The organism is Pectobacterium sp. PL64, from assembly GCF_022477975.1.
GTDB classification, from domain to species: Bacteria; Pseudomonadota; Gammaproteobacteria; order Enterobacterales; family Enterobacteriaceae; genus Pectobacterium; species Pectobacterium jejuense.
In genome coordinates this window covers 1,009,548-1,029,223 of sequence record NZ_CP092070.1, presented here as the reverse complement: position 1 = coordinate 1,029,223, position 19,676 = coordinate 1,009,548, and the positions used below count along the sequence as shown (strand labels likewise).

Below are 19,676 nucleotides of genomic sequence, written 5' to 3'. Positions count from 1 at the left end.
ATAAGCCAGCCGGAGGTTTAGTGCTTTCATGACATCCTCACTCCAGTGTGGGCATGACGAAGCTGCTGGTGTGGTGTTCCAGACGGACGCTGGCAGGCCAGCGGCTGGTGACGGTTTTCATACGGGTGTAGAAGCGTACGCCGTCGTTGCCGTGGACATTCAGCGGCCCAAAAATGGAGCGTTTCCAACCGCCGAAGCTGTGGAATGCCATCGGCACCGGAATCGGTACGTTCACGCCGACCATGCCCGCCTGCACCTCTTCGCAGAACTGACGCGCCGTTTCACCGTCGCGGGTAAAAATAGCGGTACCGTTGCCGTATTCATGGTTGTTAATCAGCGTCACCGCCGTCTGGTAATCCGGCACGCGCACCACAGACAGCACCGGACCAAAAATCTCTTCCTGATAAATCTTCATCTCCGGCGTGACGTTATCGAACAGTGTCGGCCCGATAAAGTAGCCTTGCGGGTGCCCCTGTACGGACAGCGTGCGCCCATCGATGCGCAGCGTCGCGCCCTGATCGACACCGCTTTGAATATAGTCGGCAATCTTCGCCCGGTGCGGGGCGCTGATCACCGGTCCCATTTCATTTTCCTGCCCGTCAACCAGACCTGGCCCGACGCGCATTGCTTTGATTTGCGCGCTCAGGCGCTGATGCAGCGCTTCCGCCGTGTCATCACCAACGGCCACCACTACCGACAGCGCCATGCAGCGTTCGCCCGCTGCGCCAAACGCCGCGCCCATAATCGCGCTGGCAGCCATGTCCATGTCAGCATCCGGCATCAGGATACAGTGGTTTTTCGCCCCGCCCAGCGCCTGACAGCGTTTGCCGTGCGCCGACGCCGTCTGATAAATGTATTCCGCCACCGGCGTCGATCCCACAAAGCTCACCGCCTGCACGCGCGGGTCGGTCAGCAGGATGTCCACCGCTTCTTTGTCACCCTGAACGACGTTAAACACGCCGTCCGGCAGACCCGCTTCTTTCAGCAGTTGCGCTAACAGCAGCGAGAGCGAAGGATCTTTTTCCGACGGTTTCAACACAAAGGTATTGCCGGTCGCCAGCGCGATCGGGAACATCCACATTGGCACCATCGCCGGAAAGTTGAACGGCGTAATCCCGACGCACACACCGAGCGGCTGCATGAGGGAATGGCTATCCACACCGGTACCGACATTCGCCGAGTGTTCGCCTTTTTGCAAATGCGGAATACCACAGGCAAATTCAACGACTTCCAGACCGCGCGTCACCTCCCCCACGGCATCGGAATAGACCTTGCCATGCTCCTGTGAAATCAGCCGGGCCAGCGTATCCATGCGTTCTTCCAACAACGCTTTGAAGCGAAACAGCACGCGCGCACGGCGGAGCGGAGAGTGTTTTGACCACGCAGGGAATGCCGCCGCCGCGCTGGCAATAGCCTGCTCGACTTCCGCCTTATCAGACATCACAACCTGGCGAATCTGCTCGCCCGTCGCTGGGTTATACACTGCGGCGTAGCGTTGGCTGTTGCTGGAGGCAATCGCCCCCTGAATGAAGTTAGATACGGTTTCCATGTTTACACCTTTGTGGGTTTTGAGGAGACAAACGGCTGACATCGGATTACAGTATATGAAATGAATATTCCATTTAACGTAAAAATAAAATAAATGTTGATTATTGTGATCCGCTGCGAATTTTTATGTAAACTTGAAGACAGTTGTCCATAAAGACAGGCGAGCAGCCTCTGAAAATAGCGTTATCGATAAAAGGTGTGCCGCCAGAAATGTCGTACAGATAAAACAACCGTATCCAGAAATGAATTTTCTGTTCCATTTCAGGCGCCAGTCATGAAATCGCCCTAATGGGATAGGTTCTTATACGTCTTTGGGAGATAACCCGATATGCCCATGGCAACCAGCCTGAGAGAATTACAGGAACAGATCCGCGAGCGTTATGATTCGCTCAGCAAGCGGTTACAGCAGGTGGCACACTATGTGCTGGATAATACCAACAGCATCGCTTTCGATACCGTCGCGGTAATCGCCGAACGCGCTGACGTTCCTCCCTCAACCTTGATTCGCTTCGCCAACGCCTTTGATTTCAGCGGCTTTAATGAAATGAAACAGCTGTTCCGTATGAATCTGGTGGAGGAAACGGCCAGCTATACCGACCGGGCGCGACTGTTTCGGGCGATGGAGGCTGATGCCATACCAGAAACGCCGCTGGATATTCTGCATGAGTTTGCCCGTTCAAACGCGCAGGCGATGCAACAGCTAGCGGCACGTACTCCGCAAGAGGATCTGCAAAAAGCTGTCGATCTGCTGGCACAGGCGGAAACGATCTACATCGTCGGGCTGCGGCGCTCGTTCAGCGTCGCCACTTACCTGACCTATGCGCTTAGTCATTTGGAAAGCAGTCCCATTCTGGTCAACGGGTTGGGAGGCATGTTTCGCGAACAGCTCAGTCGTGTCAGCTCACGTGATGTGGTGGTTTCCATCAGCTTCTCGCCCTACTCACAGGAAACCGTGATGGTCAGCGAGATGGCCGCGAAGGCTGGGGCGAGACAAATCGTGATTACCGACAGTCAGATCAGCCCGCTGGCGACGCTCAGCGACGTCTGCTTTGTGGTGAAGGAAGCGCAGGTTGATGCATTCCGTTCACAGTCCGCCACGCTGTGTCTGGTGCAATCGCTGATGGTATCGCTGGCTTACCGGCAGGGAAACGGCGCAGATCAGAGTGAAAAACAGCAACGCGGCTAGTCGGAACCGTTTACTCAGCAGGACTTACAGAAAGGGAGAGTCGTTTTATGCTTAAAGTGATCGCTCAGGATTTTATTAAGCCTGAATGCATTGAGGCAGTCATGCCGCTGTACCGCGAATTAGTGGAGAAAACCCGACAGGAGCCGCTGTGCATCTCCTATGAGCTGTTTATCAATCAGAAAGATCCGGGGCATTTCACCTTTATCGAAACCTGGCCGGATAGAGCCGCACTGGATATTCACTGCCAGACTGAGCACTTCCAGCGGCTGGTTCCGCTGATCAATAGCCACCAGCGCGCCGAGTGCACCTTCCTGCTGATGGATCCGTTTGACAGTGCTTTCCCCACCGTTTGAATTAATCCGGCTTTAGGTCGCAGGGCGGCCTAAATATCGCCGTAATTCCCTGTTATTGTGCTTCCTTTCACGCCAAATTTTAATTCATTTTTTTTGAATTAAAATCTCAATTTCTTCTCATTTAACATTATTCACAACTGGATAACATACGTAAACCCGCAGATAGCAGCCAGATTAACCGTTATCTCAGCAGGGTAATGACTATCAAGCAAATTAAATAATTTGATAATCATTCAATGATTCTGCTTATGCACGCTTATCTTGATCAACAGCGACAAGGATAAAAAGTGCGTCGGTAGAAACGGCTCTCATTCAGGAGGAATCGATGTTTAAACTAAAACAGGTGGTCGCATTTACGGCGCTGATGGCGACGGCAGCAGCCAGCTATGCGGCAGTAGAGGCCGATAAACGCCCGATTAACGAGCTTTATCAAAATGCGTTACGGGAAGGCGGTATCGTGACCGTCTACGCGGGCGGTGACACGCCAGGCCAGCAGGATGGTATCAAGCAGGCGTTTGAAAAACGCTTTCCGGGCATGACACTCAACGTCATTGTGGACTACAGCAAATTCCACGATGCTCGTATTGATAACCAGCTGGCGACGAATACGCTGGTGCCGGATGTTGTACAGCTACAAACCTTGCAGGATTACCCACGCTGGAAAAAAGAAGGCGTGCTGCTGAACTACAAACCTATCGGCTGGGACAAAGTGTACCCTGCATTTAAAGATAAAGACGGCAGTTGGACCGGTGTCTTTGTCGATGCGTTCAGCAACGTGGTCAATACCAAGCTGATTGCCGAAAATGCCTGGCCAACAGAAGCCAATGACTATTTACGTCCCGATCTGAAAGGCAGCATTGTCTTAACCTACCCGAACGATGACGACGCTGTGCTGTTCTGGTTTAAGCAGGTCGTAGATAAATACGGCTGGGAGTATGTCGCTAAATTCAAAGAACAGAACCCGGTTTATGTTCGCGGTACGCAGGCTCCCGCAGACGATGTTGAAAGCGGTAAATCAGCGGCGACATTCTCAACCGACGGCGCGCTTTCTCCCGATCAAAACGCGAATTCCCGTTTCGTTCTGCCTAAAAGCGATCCGTTTGTTTCCTGGGCACAGCGTGCCGCTATTTTCAAACAGGCTAAACACCCAGAAAGCGCCAAGCTATATCTAAGCTGGCTGCTGGATAAAGAAACGCAGAGCAATGTCTGGTATATGTGGTCGGTGCGAACTGACGTTACGCCACCCGCTGGCTATAAGCCTATCTGGGAATATAAGAATACCAGCCCGCAGGCTTTTGCCGATTTCATGAGCGACCGTGCGGCGGTGGAGTCATTCCGTGCCCAGATCGGTTTGTACCTCGGCGAAGTGAAAGGTGAGCCGTCTCCGGGTCACTTGGGGCTGCATCCTAAAGAAGCCTTGCCTCATTAATACGTTATTCGCGTATTGATTACGTTGAAATAACCCCGTCTCAAGACGGGGTTATTTTTTGCTTCACTTTTGCAGAGTAGTAATTATGGGCGAGGCGGATAGTAACCGTTCGCCACGATACAGGCTCGCAACGCCGTTTGCGGCGGGATGATGCTTACAGGCTGCGAACCGCCGTTGTTGCCCACCGCAACCGTCCCACCGCCACCTGAACCACCGCCGCTCACGCCCGCCAACGGCACCTGAGTACTGGCGGCACCCTCTGGGGCATAAATTTTGGCCGCTGGCGTCACTGGCGTCGCTAACTGGTTATTCGTCGCGCTGGGGGTTGCGGACTGGCCCGCCTCCGTCGTCGCCTTGACGACCACTGGCCCACCCGACCCCGCCGTTGGCGTGAACGTAGCCAAGTGGCTATGCACTGGCATCTGAGCGACCGTCAGCGTCGCCGTTTCTGCACCACGCAAACTTGAGGCTTGAGGCAATCCCTGAGGAACATTTTGCAGCCCTGGCCCTTGCCCCTGCCCTACCGGGCTTCTTCCGCGCAAGTCGGGTATCCCAAAGGTAGTGCGACCATCGCCACCGTATTGTATGCCCACCACACTGAAGAGCGCCTGATAATCACGAACTTGCAAAGTTTGTCCGTTCGCTTCCAGGAAGCCACTAGGACAATAGACCGCAGCCGTAAAACACACGGAACCGGTGAAGTCTTCAGTTGAACAGGCTTGCGCCACCTGAGAAATGGAGAACAGAGAGAGCCCCGTTGCTGCCATGCATAAATACGTTTTCAGACTTTTTTTCATGTAACTATTCCTTATCCCATCCCATTGATAATCGCGACAGGGTTTCCCCTCTCACCTAAAAAAGCAGCGGTAATAACATTGCCGTTAAACTATATCGGTAACGTTAATCATTAATTAATTAGTCTGATTATTTATGTATAGATGTAAATTTCATTTCGTCAATGCGAACAGAAAGAAATAAAAATCACAGAAAAACAAAGAAATTAAAATAACAATCACCACCTCCCGAGGCGGTGGTTTAAAGCTGACAATAAATAAAAAAACAAAACACAAAAAATGATCGCGATAATTATTTCATTAGCATGAATATCAGTAGCGATTTTAAAATAAAACTCTCATGGGATTATTTTTAAGAAGAATACCGTGATGGTGGCGGAATGCTATCCGCCTTATGACCGAGGGAATACGCTACTTACCTAGAAGCCGCTTTCTCTCACACCTAAAGCCGCAACCTGCCGCCATATCCCGGTGAACAGCGACTCCGCTTCGCCGTTTATCACCACCAGCCCACGCAGTGGCTGTGCGGGTAGCACCAAATCAGCGGCAACATCAAGGTTCACACCATACCAACCCTGGACCGGGCGCAGCTGTTTTTGCTCATCCCGCCTGACCGCTATCGGCCCACCGTGCTCGGAAGCCAGCATGCTACGCTCAATGAAGGCAATGCCCGTCGGGTCAATGTCTTTCAATATCACAGGCACCGAGGCACGTGCCGGATCATCTGCAATAAACTGGCCGGACATCCCAGCGGAAATACGATTAAGTTTGTCTTCACGTAGATAGCCACGCAGGCGGCCCCCTTCGCTGTCCACAATGCGCAGCAGCGGCAGATCGGCATTCAGCCACCGTCCCGGCGTTAAATCGACGGCGATGTCCCTCACCACACCGGACTGCGGTGCACGGATCTGCAACCGTTCCTGCTGTGCTTTCAGGCCACGGTATTGTGCCAGCGCCGCCGCCAGCTCCTGTTCCAGAATCAGCGAATCGCCCACCGTGTCACGATTTGCCGCCTGACGACGCATTTGTAATTGCAGGATGCCAATACGCTGACGAATAATCGCCAGCCGGAAATCGAGATCGCCGGAGGTCAGCGTCAACAGCACATCGCCCGCCTCAACCCGCTGTCCATCCTTCACCTGTAGCTGTTTCACCTGTGCCGCAACGGGTGAATACAGCGTATTGACGCGAGACGCTTCCAGCACCGCCGGTATTTCTACCTGACTGCGCCAGGGAAAAAACAGCACCATGAGCAGTAGCAATAAACACAGCGCGGTACGCCAGACGGCACGAGACTGCGAGCGTTTACGCTGATGCCACCACTGTGCGCACTCTTGCACAATAGGCAAAACGATGAACCAGCCAACCTCAACCAGCATCAGGAAGATACCCAGAACTTTGAAAAAATAGTGGTAGACCGCCAGCGCAATACCGAAGAACAGGAAGAAACGCCACACCCAAGAGGCATATCCCCACAGCAGCAACCTTTTCACCATCGGAGGTGACCAACGCTCCGGCGGCACGTCACCATAGCCAAACAGTTTTTCTCGCAGGTGCCAGCGGCACAGGGCATAGGCGCGCCCTTGCAGATTATCGATACGCCAGGCATCACTCAGCATAAAATAGCCATCAAAGCGCATCAGCGGATTAACGTTGATGATCAGCGTGGTAATCCAGGTGGCGCTGGAAAGAAGGAATGCCGCCGAATGCAGCGGCCCTTCAGGCAACAGCGACCAGGCCAGCAGCGCCAGCGTCGCCAAGAGCAGCTCCGCTAGAATTCCCCCCGCGCCAATCAGCACACGCACACGATGATCGCCGACCCGCCAGGCATCGCTGACATCGGTATACAGCATCGGGAACATCACGATGAACGCCACGCCCATACTCTGAACCCGGCAGCCCGCCTTTTTCGCCATGTAGGCGTGGCCCAGCTCATGAATAAATTTTGCGAAAATCAGGGCGCAGCCAAATGCCATCATCCCTTCAAGGCTGAAGAGATGCGGAAACGAACTGCGATAGCGCGGCCAGTCTCGGCTGACCAGAAATATGCCCAGCAGTAACACCAGCGGAAAAACCACGCGTAGCAGCGTGATGCCATAGCGCTGTAGCCACGGCCACGTGTTATTCAGAAAAGGATCGGGACGCCACAGCGGAATGCGGAAAAATAGATACTGATGTAACACCTGTTTGATCAGGCTACGACGGCGGCTGGCCGCTTTAGCCTCGTAGCTGCTTCGTTGTTCGTTATCGCTGCCCGCGATCAAATCGTGTGTGCGTAAAAAGCGCAGGAACTGCTCCAGATCGTCATTCCCAAGCGGTATGCCGGGCTCTTTATTCACCGCGGCTATCACCTGCTCCGCTTCACGTAGGGGCCAGTGACGCAGCAGGCGGATTGCCGTGTTGTTCAGTTTAAAATAGCGGCCAGAAATCGTATCCGCTAACGTCCACTGCGGGGAACCATCTCGTGCAGGTGCTGCCGGGGACAGGTGTAGATCGTCACGTAGCGGAGGTAAAACAGCCATCAGAATCCAACCGTTTTACGCAACGCCGCGACAGGACGGCGGAACAGATAGACGCCCATCGGCACATATTCACCATAAATCTTCGCCGTGCCACGTAAGCCGATACGCGGTGCGTCGGCGATAAAACGGGCATCAAGTCGATAGGCCAACGTGCTGCGATCGGTTAGCGCCGCTTCATAGGCAATGCGTTGCAGCGTGGCTTCATGACGTTTCAGCGGATCGCTGTCAAGGAAGAGCGCAACATCGGCTTGCGCCGGAAACTGGATCGCATCGCCCACATCCAGCTCAATCTTCAATTCTGCCTGCTGCGGACTGGCCAGCTCCATCAGGCGCTCCCCCGTTCTGACGGGCTTCCCGCGCAGCCGATCACCATCGGCAAATACGGCAATACCATCGCGCTCCGCCCTGACCTCGCTGCGCGACAACAGATCGTTGGCATACATCAGCTCGGCACGTTTTTGCTCGACCTGTGCCGACAATAAATCGAGTTTCGATTTGGAATCTGCATCCTGAAAAGCGCGCTGCGCCCCCGAACGCCACTCGGCTTCGGCTACACCCAGCGCCCGCTCTGCCACATCGGCCTGAGCTTTCAGCGTGGTGTTATCAAACCGTACCAACACCTCATCTTTCTTCACGGCCTGATTCGGCTTCACTGTGATTTCAGCGATAACACCGTCCAGCGGTGCCGTCACGATCCGCCCATCCAGCGGCACCACCTCCGCCGGAGCCAGTACCGACTGACGAACCGGTATCAGCAGCGCCCCAATAAGTACAGCGAGACCAATCAATACTTTGGCTTTCGGAATCCCAGGCCGCCACGCTTTGCGCGGCTCCAGCGCCAACCAGGCATGTGCATAGGCATCGGCTAACTGCGCCATCAGCGTCCTATCGGTTTCCTGCCACGGCAAATCTCGCGCATACCACAATCCGCCAATCAGCTGTTCCTGCCGATCTTTTAACGGTACCCAGAGCGCTTCTTGTGCGGACAACGTTTGCCAGTCATTCTGCGTTTGCGTATCAAACCACTCGGCACGCACCGTCGTAACTTGCTCTGCGGCTTTTTGAGTAACCAGTTGCTTGCCTGCGCGTTCAATAAACGCGACAAACGGCGCATGGGGATCCGGAACGGACACCCCGGTGACGGCACGTACACGCCCATTGATCACCAGCGCGACGTGACGAAAACCGAACAGCCTCTGGCTGTCATTTACCATCGAGTAGGCAAGCGTCTCGCTATTTTTGGCGCTACGCGCCAGACGTTCCAGATGAATAAACTCGGCAAATGCCCGCTCAAGCGTGAAGGAATGCGATTCGCTCACGGCTGCCCCGTAAAGCGTGCGCTGCCGCTCATTCCGGCGAGCAAGCTGTTATCGGGTTTGAGCACTCGACCAATCAGCGTCAAGGTCTGGCTGCTTTCATCAATGCGCGCGCCGATGCGCAGCACTTCCGCCTGTAGCGGCACGCCGGTTTCATCGGGAATGAAGGTAAATGTCTGCTTCGGTTTAAGTGAAGCGAGCCAGCGGGACGGCACCAGAACGTTGATCTCCAGATGGCGGTTATCCACGATTTCAAGCAGTGGAATCCCCTGACCCACATATTCCGAAACCTGAATTTTACGTGACACAACCTGACCAGAGAACGGGGCAACAACGCGGCAGCGGTTAGTCTGGATCTGATAAACCTGACTTTCCGCCGTGGCCTGCGCCAGACGAGCTTCCGCCACCGCGACCGCATTCCGGCCGACAGATTTCATCTCTGCCAGCTGTCTGTTCTGAATCAGCTCCTGCTGTGCCGCTCTCATAGCGGCCTGCGAGGCGGCAAGCTGTGCCTGATAGGCCGAGCAGTCAAAACGCACCAGCAAATCGCCCTTCAGGAACGCTTCACCGTCGCGAAACGGCATCTCAACCACTTTCGCATTCAGCTCACCGGATAGCGTCGCCTGATCCACCGCCCTTAGTACCCCTCTGGCCTCTCTCGCCGAGGTTTCTGTCGTCGCATTGCTTACTGGGGCGAGCTGTAGCTCATCCTCTATCTTTTCTGCCATAGCGGAATAAGGCACACCGGAGAGCAACGCGATTAGCACGAGGGAAAGCGTCGTTTTCTTCGGCAGAATGTTATGCAGCGTCCTGTGATGAAACATCATGTTCAGCGGTATCGTTTTCCGAAATAGGGTTGTCTTATTCAACGTCGTCATCCAACACGCAGTGTGTTATGAGGCGGTCTGAAGAGGAATATCCAGACCGCACACCGTTCCTTACAGCGAAAGGTTACCGGTCGCCCAGCGCTTCTCCGTTTGATCGAGCGCTTTCCCTACCGACGGGATATCATTCAAGGTCTGCGTTGCTGGCAGAGGATCCAAGCCCGCGGTAACAAAGATCTGGCCATACGCATTACGTAATTCAGCATAGGCCAAATCATTGCGCAAAGAAGTATTCACCGCGTTCAACTCACCCTGAATCAGTTGTAATTCACCGATGTTGCCAGCCTTGTAGCGGTTATTCAGCTGTTCAAGGATATCCACATCCAGCTTCTGCAACTCTTTACCGGTACGGTATTGGCGCTGCGCTTCATTGAAATTGGCACGAGCCACATAAAGCTGCGCCAGTACCGCCATCGACATCGCCTGACGACGCATTTCGGAGACGGTTTCGCCCGCTTTTGCCACATCGATAGCGGCCGGACCAGAGAACAGGTTGAACAGGTTCCAGGTCACTTTCACCCCGGCATCCGCCCAATGTTGGTTAACCAGGAACGAGTTGCTGTCGTAGTTGCCCCCGACCGACATTTCAATCCCCGGCAGCATACGAAGCAGCGATTTACGCGTTTCTGCCGCGCTGATACGTACCTGATAGTCCTGTTCGCGCAGCTCAGGGCGGCTCACTAACGCGGCTTTCTCCAGATCGCTAAAGGCCACTTTCAGCTCTGGCTCGACGAGTTCATTCTCCTTCGGCAACACCAGTTTGTAATCTGTGCCCAGCGGCAAATTCATCAGCGTTGCCAGCTCGGTTTTTGCCAGAGAGAGCGCTCGACGCTGCTCTTCCAACTGGCGCGTCGCATCCAACAGCGCACGCTGGTAGCTGTAGGCTTCAATAATGTCACCGACCTTTTGCGTCGACATTTTCTGACTGCTCTCACGCGCCATGTTAACGCGCTCGATTAAGGCATCAATACGATGTAGTAAACGTTCAGCCGCTACCGCACGCCAGTATGCCGACTGTACATCCTGCACGATGGTGTGCGTCACTTTGCGGCGGCGCTCTTCGGCGATCCAGCGTTTATCCGACTGTTGATGCGCCGTAACATAGCTGACGCCAAAGTCGAGGATATTCCACACCATATTCAGATCCGCGACGCGGCGGGTTTGATCCTGTGAGGTCGACGGCTCCAGTGAGGTGACGCCCCTTTCTATACTACGGCTACTGGAAGCGCTCACGTTGCTGCGCGTCACATAGCCCGCATTCGCTGCCATTCTGGGCAACATATCAAAACGTGCCAGATCCACCTGCTCCTGCGCCAGCGCCTGTTCCATCACTTTTAAACGCGCTTCGAGGTTATATTTCAGCGCCCTTGCCATCGCATCATGTAACGTAATGGGTGCCGTCACGGGCTCTTGATTGCTGAACATCACGCGCAGATCGGTATCCGCACGTCGGGTACTTTCTGCTTTATCGATCGGCTGAGTTGATACCGCACATCCACTGACTAACAGCGCCAGCAGCGTGACGCTGAAAATTTTCGGGCATCTTTGCATAGTCGATTCCTTACCCCTGTTTTTTATTGTATTCATCACACCCTGCCACCGCCGTTTCAGGCTGGTTTGCTCATGTTTTGCAATGCGCCTTCGAGAGAGGCGATTTGCAGACGTTCATAGTCATCCAATGCTTTTAGCTGCTGGCTAAATACGGGCGCGCCAAAGACGGAGACGGGCGACATGACGGATGTCGAGTTGCCCTCCGACACGGATTGCCAACTGCCGCCGCTGAACACCTCAAGCGCGGTATTACCTGGAATGATATTGTTCGCAAACATCCCCGCCAACGTAGATTTCCCACCCATTGACTGGTTGAAATCAGAGACGTTGCTGCGTGGTATACCGGGCTCGTAACGGTTTACGCCATTGTTGGCAAATGCCACTGCAACAGCAGAACCGCCAGCCGCACCACCACCTTGTGCCGCGGTGCTAAACACACTGGCGGTTCCCGGCGTAGAGCCTTCCGCCGTATCAGCATTGAAGAGTGAAGACGGTGATCCCAAGAGGCCATCGCCACTGGTTGACGCCGCTCCAATTGTCAACAGAGAAAGTTGACTTTGGACCGCGGCGTTATTACCAACGATCGCCACCGCTGGTCTACCAGCATTCGTTTTGAATTCGGGATCGCCATCCGGTTGCGTAGAAGGCAGGACGCGTAAAACAAATGTGGTGCTCACACTCGCGCCCGCAGCATCCGTTGCGGTGACCAGAATTGACAGATCGCCGCTATTCGCGCGCCCCGGCAATCCGCTAAAGGTGCCGGTTGCAGGATCGAAACTCACCCAAGCTGGCAGCGCAGAACCATCCGCCCGCGTTGCACTGAGGCGCAGCGTATCGCCCACATCAATATCAGAGAAGGTATTAGCAGGAATCTGGAAGCTAAATGTCCCATCGCCATTCACCGTCTGGTTACTAATGCCCACGGTAGTTGGCGCATCATTAACGTTATTCACGACCACCGTAAAATCGCTGGACACCGAGACGCTGTTTTTATCGGTTGCGGTAATACGAATCGCTAACGATCCCACATCAGCGTTTTGAGGCGTACCTGAGAAGGTCTGCGTCTGAGGATTGAACACCAGCCAGGATGGCAGAGCCGAACCATCAGACAACGAGGCACGGTAAGTCAGGCTATCGCCCGCATCGTTATCGACAAACGCGCTAGCGGGTAGCGTGAAGGTAAACGCACTCCCTTGGCTAGCGGACTGATTGCCAATGCCGTTGGCAACCGGTGCTGTATTGCTATGAACGTCGCCGCTGATCCCCTGACCGTTCAGGTCATTGCCAGCCAGATCCGTCACCCCACCGTGATTGCCGGTAAAGACCAACTGTACTGCACCCGCCCCTGTCACATTGGTTAAATCAATTCGATAGGTTGTCGGACTCAGTGCTGTCACCGCACCAATTGTCGCCGTGGTGCCGTTGGCGTTAAGCAGAGAGAAGTCACGAACATCTAATCCCGTCACCGCTTCTGAAAAGACCAGCGTGTAGCTCAGTGCCTGCGAACCTGACGTTTCAGTCAGCATCAGGCTGACCGGCACAGGGCGAGCGGTATCGATGCTAAAACTATCGGAAGTGATGCTGCCCACGCCCGCGTTGCCCGCTGCGTCGGTGACCCCACTGTAGGTCAGGCCGATCGCCGTACCCGCATTTGTCACGTTAGCATTAGGCGTAAAGGTCGCTTTCCACGTTACACCGCCGTCGGTGCTAGTCACGTTACTCAGCGTACCGTCCGCCACCGACAGGTTGGCGTTGCTAAAACCACTCACCGCTTCCGAGAAGGTAATGGTGACTTCAGCACTTTCCCCCGCTTTCAGGGCGTTGTCGCTGACGGCTATCGTCGCTGTCGGCAGCGCCGTATCGATGCTGATATTTCCGGAGGTCTCGCTGCCCACGCCCGCGTTGCCCGCGGCGTCGGTGACGCCAGTGTAGGTCAGGCCAATCGCCGTGCCCGCATTGGTCACGTTGGCGTTTGGCGTAAAGGTCGCTTTCCAGGTCATGCCGCCGTCTGTGCTGGTTACATTGCTCAGCGTGCCGTCCGCCACCGACAGGTTGGCGTTGCTAAAACCACTCACTGCTTCAGAGAAGGTAATGGTGACTTCAGCACTTTCCCCCGCTTTCAGAGCGCTGTCGCTGACCGCTATCGTCGCTGTCGGCAGCGCCGTATCGATACTGATATTCCCGGACGTCTCTGTACCCACGCCCGCGTTACCCGCCGCATCAGTGACACCGCTGTAGTTCAGGCCAATCGCCATGCCCGCATTGGTCACGTTGGCGTTCGGGGTAAAGGTCGCTTTCCATGTCACGCCGCCGTCTGTGCTGGTTACATTGCTCAGCGTGCCGTCTGCCACCGACAGGTTGGCGTTGCTAAAACCACTCACCGCTTCCGAGAAGGTAATGGTGACCTCAGCACTTTCCCCCGCTTTCAGGGCGCTGTCGCTGACGGCTATCGTCGCCGTCGGCAATGCCGTATCAATGCTGATATTCCCGGAGGTCTCGCTGCCCACGCCCGCGTTACCCGCCGCATCAGTGACACCGGTGTAGTTCAGGCCAATCGCCGTGCCCGCATTAGTCACGTTCGCGTTCGGGGTAAAGGTTGCTTTCCACGTCACACCGCCGTCGCTGCTGATTACGTTACTTAGCGAGCCGTCTGTCACCAACAGGTTGGCGTTACTAAACCCGCTCACTGCTTCGGAGAAGGTAATGGTGACTTCAGCACTTTCTCCCGCCTTCAGCGCGCTGTCGCTGACCGCTATCGTCGCCGTCGGCAATGCCGTATCGATGCTGATATTCCCGGACGTCTCGCTGCCCACGCCCGCGTTACCCGCCGCGTCGGTGACGCCGCTGTAGTTCAGGCCGATTGCCATGCCCGCATTGGTCACGTTAGCATTAGGCGTAAAGGTCGCTTTCCACGTTACACCGCCGTCGCTGCTGGTTACATTGCTCAGCGTGCCGTCCGCCACCGACAGGTTGGCGTTGCTAAAACCACTCACCGCTTCGGAGAAGGTGATGGTGACTTCAGCACTTTCCCCCGCTTTCAGGGCGCTGTCGCTGACGGCTATCGTCGCTGTCGGCAGCGCCGTATCGATGCTGATATTTCCGGAGGTCTCGCTGCCCACGCCCGCGTTACCCGCCGCATCGGTGACGCCGCTGTAGGTCAGGCCAATCGCCATGCCTGCATTGGTCACGTTGACGTTTGGCGTAAAGGTCGCTTTCCAGGTCATGCCGCCGTCTGTGCTGGTTACATTGCTCAGCGTGCCGTCCGCCACCGACAGGTTGGCGTTGCTAAAGCCCGTCACCGCTTCCGAGAAAGTAATGGTGACTTCAGCACTTTCACCCGCTTTCAGGGCGTTATCGCTCACCGCTATCGTCGCTGTCGGCAGCGCCGTATCGATGCTGATATTTCCGGAGGTCTCGCTGCCCACGCCCGCGTTGCCCGCCGCATCGGTGACACCGCTGTAGGTCAGGCCAATCGCCGTGCCCGCATTGGTCACGTTAGCATTCGGGGTAAAGGTCGCTTTCCACGTCACGCCGCCGTCGGTGCTGATCACGTTACTCAGCGTGCCGTCCGCCACTGACAGGTTGGCATTGCTAAATCCGCTCACCGCTTCGGAGAAGGTGATGGTGACCTCAGTTGTTTCACCCGCTTTCAGGGCGTTGTCGCTGACGGCTATCGTCGCCGTCGGCAGCACGCCATCAACAACAATGGCTTTCTGTGCCGCCAGTGAATTAAGGCTATTGAGCCCTGGCAGAGTCAGCACCGCCGCGCGGTTGACGTTATCCTGAATCGTCGCGCCATTGAGCGACAGGGCAGACGTGCTGGCGTAGTTCAGATCGGCGCTCAGATCGCCACTTTGCACGATATATTCGAAGGTCAGCGTGTTAGATCCAGAACCTGTCACATACGTCGCCACGCGATCGATCGCGCCTGTTTCGAGTAATAGGGTTGGCACACCACCAGTGGTATCTACAACGACATTGGAATCAAACGCTACCGTAACCTGAATGGCTTGCCCTATTTTATAGGCCCCATCGGCGCTACTCGCACTGACGCTGGTAATTGTGGGGTTATTCGGATTCACCGTAATGGCGATGGTATCGGTGTCCGTTTGTGCCCCGCCGGAGCCTGAGCTACCTAAATCATTACTGACAATTTGGATCGACGCGCTACCGTTATAGCCGCTGGTTGGGGTGAACGTCAGGCCATTTAATGCATTGTTAATATTGGTCAGACTACCCTGGAAGGTCATCGTGCTATCGCTTGTACCCGATCCCACGCTGAAAACCAGCCCGGAGAATGTCGACAAGGTCAGTAATCCATTCGACGCATTCAACGTCACCTGCATGGTGTTACCACCAATGTCGACGTCACTGACGGAAATCAGGTTGCCGTTAGCGGTATTAAATACCAGCGAACCATCCTGTTGTACCGCCTGTGCCGCAGGTACGCCATTGACTGGCGCGTCGTTAACCGCATCAATGCTAAGCGTCACGCTGCCCGACGCGGTTTTGGCCCCACCGCTTCCCGAGTTACCACCGTCATCAATGCCGATCGTCAGCGTGACATTCCCTGTTGCGTTGCTGGCCGGGTTGAATAGCACATTACTGCCTGCGATATAAGCATTGATAGTGGCGATAGACCCCGTCAACGTCAGGCTACTCGTGCCATTTCCCACTACGCCAACGCCGACACCGTTAGCATTGAGCACGCCGCTGCCCACAGATAAGGTCACCGTGACGTTATTACTATCTGCATCAATATCCGCAAAACTGATGCCGGTAATCGCCTTCGCCAGATCTTCCGTTACAGCGATCGACGTGGGCGCACTGATAGTCGGTGAATCGTTCACCGCCACCACGGTTATCGTGGAAGCAATCGACAGCGTTGTGGTTTCTACACCACCATTACTCGTCCCGCCATTATCAGAAATACTCATCAATGTCACAGTACGAGCTGGCCCCGTGGGGTTTTCGCTGGTATTGCGATAAGTGATGCCGTCGATCGCCGTGGCCGCTGCTGAAGCGCTGATACCACCCGCTTTACTCAACGTTAGCGTGGCAGTGCCCGCAGCCACGCTAACGGAATAAGACAAACCGTTAGCGGCCGTGGTGCCGCTATTACCGTTGATCAATACAATGGTTGTTCCATCGATTTGCAGTTGTTCACTGCTGCCATTCGACACATTGCTGACGACAAGAGAGAACCGAGTAATGCTCTGCCCGGCTTCAACCGTGCTGACAGAAACGTTACTGAAGAGATCGACGGCGCTACCGTTTTCGGTATAGGTCACATTATTACCAGTGGCAGATAGCGTTGGGGCATCATTCACGCCAGTCACGCCAACAGCCACCATGGCAGAAGCACTCCCGCCGTCGCCATCATTCACGGTAATGCTAACGAAACGCGTCGTGATAGCAGGATCGGCTGTATTGCTGTTTTGATAAGAAAGTGCGCGAACTAATTCCTGAACGGCTGCTGGAGTGGCACTGGCGTTTAAGGCCACCACTAGATCGTTCGTGCCAGAGCCGCCGGTAAAGGTGCCAATCACGACGCCACCATAGGTGACATTCGATCCAGACACGCCGATTTGCCCGACGCCCGTTCCCAGATTCATGATGCCTAACACATCTTCACTACTATTACGGTTAGTGGTGATCGCTACCCGCACGCTGCCGCCGTTGAAATCGGCTGAATCCGCATCCGTAACCGTAGCATTACCGCCCGCGTCTAAACTAATCGGTGACGCCCCCTCGGTAAAGTTAACGCCATCACCGTTCAGGTTACCAATGACTGGCGCAGCGTTTATCCCCGTTACCGTAATCCCATTGCCAGTCAGATCCGCAATATTTCCGCCCGTAATTGGCCCGTTCCAGTCGTCGGCGGCGGCCAGATTATAGGTCGTCCCACCCGAAGAGGACGCCCCGTTCTGGTTAATTATAGCGCTAAGCCCTGCTCTATCGGTTGCGCTTAATACCACCACAAAGGAGGTCGCGTTGATGATTTCAACATTGCTGGTAGCGCTGAGCGTGTAGGTACTACCGCCTTGGCCAGTAAAGGTGAGCTTAGAGACATCAATATCGTTATTTAATCCACTCTGCTTAACCAGATTGGTGCCCGTCACCGTTAATGTGCCTGTCGCGTTATCGTAAGTCGAAGAGGTAATGGTTGGAGTTTGCACATTGCTAACGGTGACGCCATTGCCCGTCAAATCGGCAGGCGTTGAGGATTGTGTCGTATTCCATCCCGCAGCAGCAGCCAGATTAAAGGTGGTCCCACTGGCCGCAGAGGTTGTCCCGTTTTTGTTCAGCAGTCCCTCAACATTGAGTTGATCAATCGTGTTCAGGTTGATGGTAAACGTAGTGCTACTGCTGGCAGTGACATTGCTGCTAGTTAACGTATACGCATTGCCGTTTTCACCCACCAACGTCAGTTTGGAGACGTCAATGGTGTCACCCGTTGCCAGGTTGACACCAGTTACAGTCAACACGTTAGTGCCGGCGTTGTAGGCGGCGGACGTTATCGCTGGGGAGGGTACATTCAGTTTGATATCGGAAATGACGATATCCTGAAAGGCAGAGTAGTTATCAGAAGAGATGACGACCTGTGTGACATCATTCATTGCCGAGGGAAAACTCGTTATGGTCGAAAAACTATCAGTAACGGTTACATTGAATGACGAAATACCCCCGTTGCTATCGGTCACAGTAAAGGTCAGTACGCCTGTCGTCGCGCCGGCTCTGATTGCCGTGATATCGAAAGTATAGCCAGAGGGTGGTGTGATCGTCAGCTTAGTATCGCTCCCATTTTTCGTTCCATCGAGCGCATACAAACCACCATTTTGCGGCCCGCCATAGCTAGGATCTACCGCCAACCCGCCATTTCCCTCACCACCAGAAAAGGTGATCACGTGCCCATCAACGGTACGAGTGATAGTTGTCTCGCTATACTGCAAATCAGGATCGTAATCATTAAACACTACTGTTCCCAGCGCATCGCTGTAAGCCTCAATAGCCATGACTTCGGTGTCAATGCCGCCCGTCGTTTTTTCTAAAACCCAATCGCCACCGATCAGGCTGCTGCCCGTTGCATCCACGGACGCGGCGACATCCGCTCCGGTGGCCTGTGCCAGATTCGCTAAGAACACATCCCCGTTTGCGCCACCGGCAATATCACAACCGTAGAGTAGTAAATCACCTTCGGTGGTTAATGCCGCGCCTAAGGTCGCAAGCTGCGCCTGCACCTCGCTCGACTTTCAGCGATGAATCCGTCAGCACCTGCGTACCCAGATTCACTTTGCCTTCGGAACCGTGGGAAAAGACATGGATAGCGTCATAGCCGGTATGCGTAGCTGCCCAGTCGGCCATTTGCTGCAAACCATCCTTCGAGCCGTCGATCAGTACGACCTCAACGCCGGGCTTAATTCCTGCCACCAGCGTTTGGTAATCCTTCACCGACGTATCGACAAAAGCGACTTCCTTACGTGAGGAAACCGATCCGTCAGCCACGGCAGCAATATCAATATCCTGCGTCGCGGTAGATTGGGAATCATGAGCGGTTTGATCTACCGTGGAGGCATGGGTGCCAGATGCGGCGGTCGGTTCCGATGTGTTTGCCGCCGTGTCATTCACCGTTGCAGCAATCGCACCATCAAAAAGTATACGCGGCTCCAAAACATAAGCCGGTAGTGAAGAAGCCTGCATCGGATTTGTCGCCGCCTGCTTACTGACCGCATTTGCTGACTGAGGATGCCGAGTAAACCAATTACGCCATGCCATAGCGGGACTCCTTTAAGCGGCGCTGTTCCTTGCCCGATGTTTAATTTAAATGATGTTTTTTGGTGACCAGACATCACGCATTCACTCCATTCCCGCCGACAGAGGGTATCGGATAAGAAAGGAAAAGGCTGGAAAGATAAGACCTGCTGACATATTTTCATAAAAACACATCTATTAACAATAGCTTTTAAAAAGAAATATCCTTCCAAAAACCTTAACAAAGACTAATGATAGAAATATGTTATAAATATCAAAAAAATAGCGTTTCTTTGCGGGATTTCTCCACTTAAACGTAAATTTTCCCTGCATGAATCCCT

At 54.4% G+C, this 19,676-nt stretch carries 11 protein-coding genes; 3 read left to right on the top strand and 8 right to left on the bottom strand.

Going from position 1 to position 19,676, the window contains the following annotated elements; all coding sequences use genetic code 11:
- Positions 1-37 precede the first annotated feature (37 nt).
- A complete protein-coding gene (locus HP572_RS04470) occupies positions 38-1,549 on the bottom strand; it encodes a CoA-acylating methylmalonate-semialdehyde dehydrogenase (RefSeq protein WP_039468242.1) in 1,512 nt (503 codons plus the stop codon).
- A gap of 327 nt (positions 1,550-1,876) precedes the next feature.
- Here HP572_RS04470 and HP572_RS04465 point away from each other — a divergent pair, with 327 nt between their 5' ends.
- The 3 genes from HP572_RS04465 (at position 1,877) to HP572_RS04455 (ending at position 4,516) form a co-directional block, all read left to right on the top strand.
- On the top strand, positions 1,877-2,734 hold the full coding sequence (locus HP572_RS04465) for a MurR/RpiR family transcriptional regulator (protein ID WP_240584871.1): 858 nt from the start codon (positions 1,877-1,879) through the stop codon (positions 2,732-2,734).
- 47 nt (positions 2,735-2,781) lie between these two features.
- Positions 2,782-3,087: a putative quinol monooxygenase gene (locus HP572_RS04460; protein ID WP_240584870.1), complete on the top strand. Its 306-nt coding sequence runs from the start codon at positions 2,782-2,784 to the stop codon at positions 3,085-3,087.
- 325 nt (positions 3,088-3,412) lie between these two features.
- Positions 3,413-4,516, top strand: a complete 1,104-nt coding sequence (locus HP572_RS04455; protein ID WP_095698951.1) for an ABC transporter substrate-binding protein — start codon at positions 3,413-3,415, stop codon at positions 4,514-4,516.
- Positions 4,517-4,599: 83 nt separating this feature from the next.
- Here HP572_RS04455 and HP572_RS04450 read toward each other — a convergent pair whose 3' ends face one another.
- From HP572_RS04450 to HP572_RS22920, 7 genes are all read right to left on the bottom strand, one after another.
- A complete protein-coding gene (locus HP572_RS04450; RefSeq protein ID WP_205552371.1) occupies positions 4,600-5,313 on the bottom strand; it encodes a phage tail protein in 714 nt (237 codons plus the stop codon).
- A gap of 416 nt (positions 5,314-5,729) precedes the next feature.
- A complete protein-coding gene (locus tag HP572_RS04445; RefSeq protein ID WP_240584869.1) occupies positions 5,730-7,832 on the bottom strand; it encodes an efflux RND transporter periplasmic adaptor subunit in 2,103 nt (700 codons plus the stop codon).
- Complete coding sequence (locus tag HP572_RS04440) at positions 7,832-9,151, bottom strand: efflux RND transporter periplasmic adaptor subunit (RefSeq protein WP_240584868.1); 1,320 nt, start codon at positions 9,149-9,151, stop codon at positions 7,832-7,834. Before HP572_RS04440 ends, HP572_RS04445 begins: the two co-directional genes overlap by 1 nt.
- Complete coding sequence (locus HP572_RS04435; protein WP_240584867.1) at positions 9,148-9,975, bottom strand: efflux RND transporter periplasmic adaptor subunit; 828 nt, start codon at positions 9,973-9,975, stop codon at positions 9,148-9,150. Before HP572_RS04435 ends, HP572_RS04440 begins: the two co-directional genes overlap by 4 nt.
- Before the next feature lie 111 nt (positions 9,976-10,086).
- Positions 10,087-11,583 (bottom strand): TolC family protein, encoded by a 1,497-nt coding sequence (locus HP572_RS04430; RefSeq protein WP_205552374.1) that lies wholly within the window; start codon positions 11,581-11,583, stop codon positions 10,087-10,089.
- Between the two features lie 56 nt (positions 11,584-11,639).
- Complete coding sequence (locus tag HP572_RS04420; protein ID WP_256462091.1) at positions 11,640-18,824, bottom strand: Ig-like domain-containing protein; 7,185 nt, start codon at positions 18,822-18,824, stop codon at positions 11,640-11,642.
- Positions 18,775-19,359 (bottom strand): DUF4347 domain-containing protein, encoded by a 585-nt coding sequence (locus tag HP572_RS22920; RefSeq protein WP_256462090.1) that lies wholly within the window; start codon positions 19,357-19,359, stop codon positions 18,775-18,777. The genes HP572_RS04420 and HP572_RS22920 overlap by 50 nt, the downstream gene beginning before the upstream one ends.
- Between the last annotated feature and the right edge of the window lie 317 nt (positions 19,360-19,676).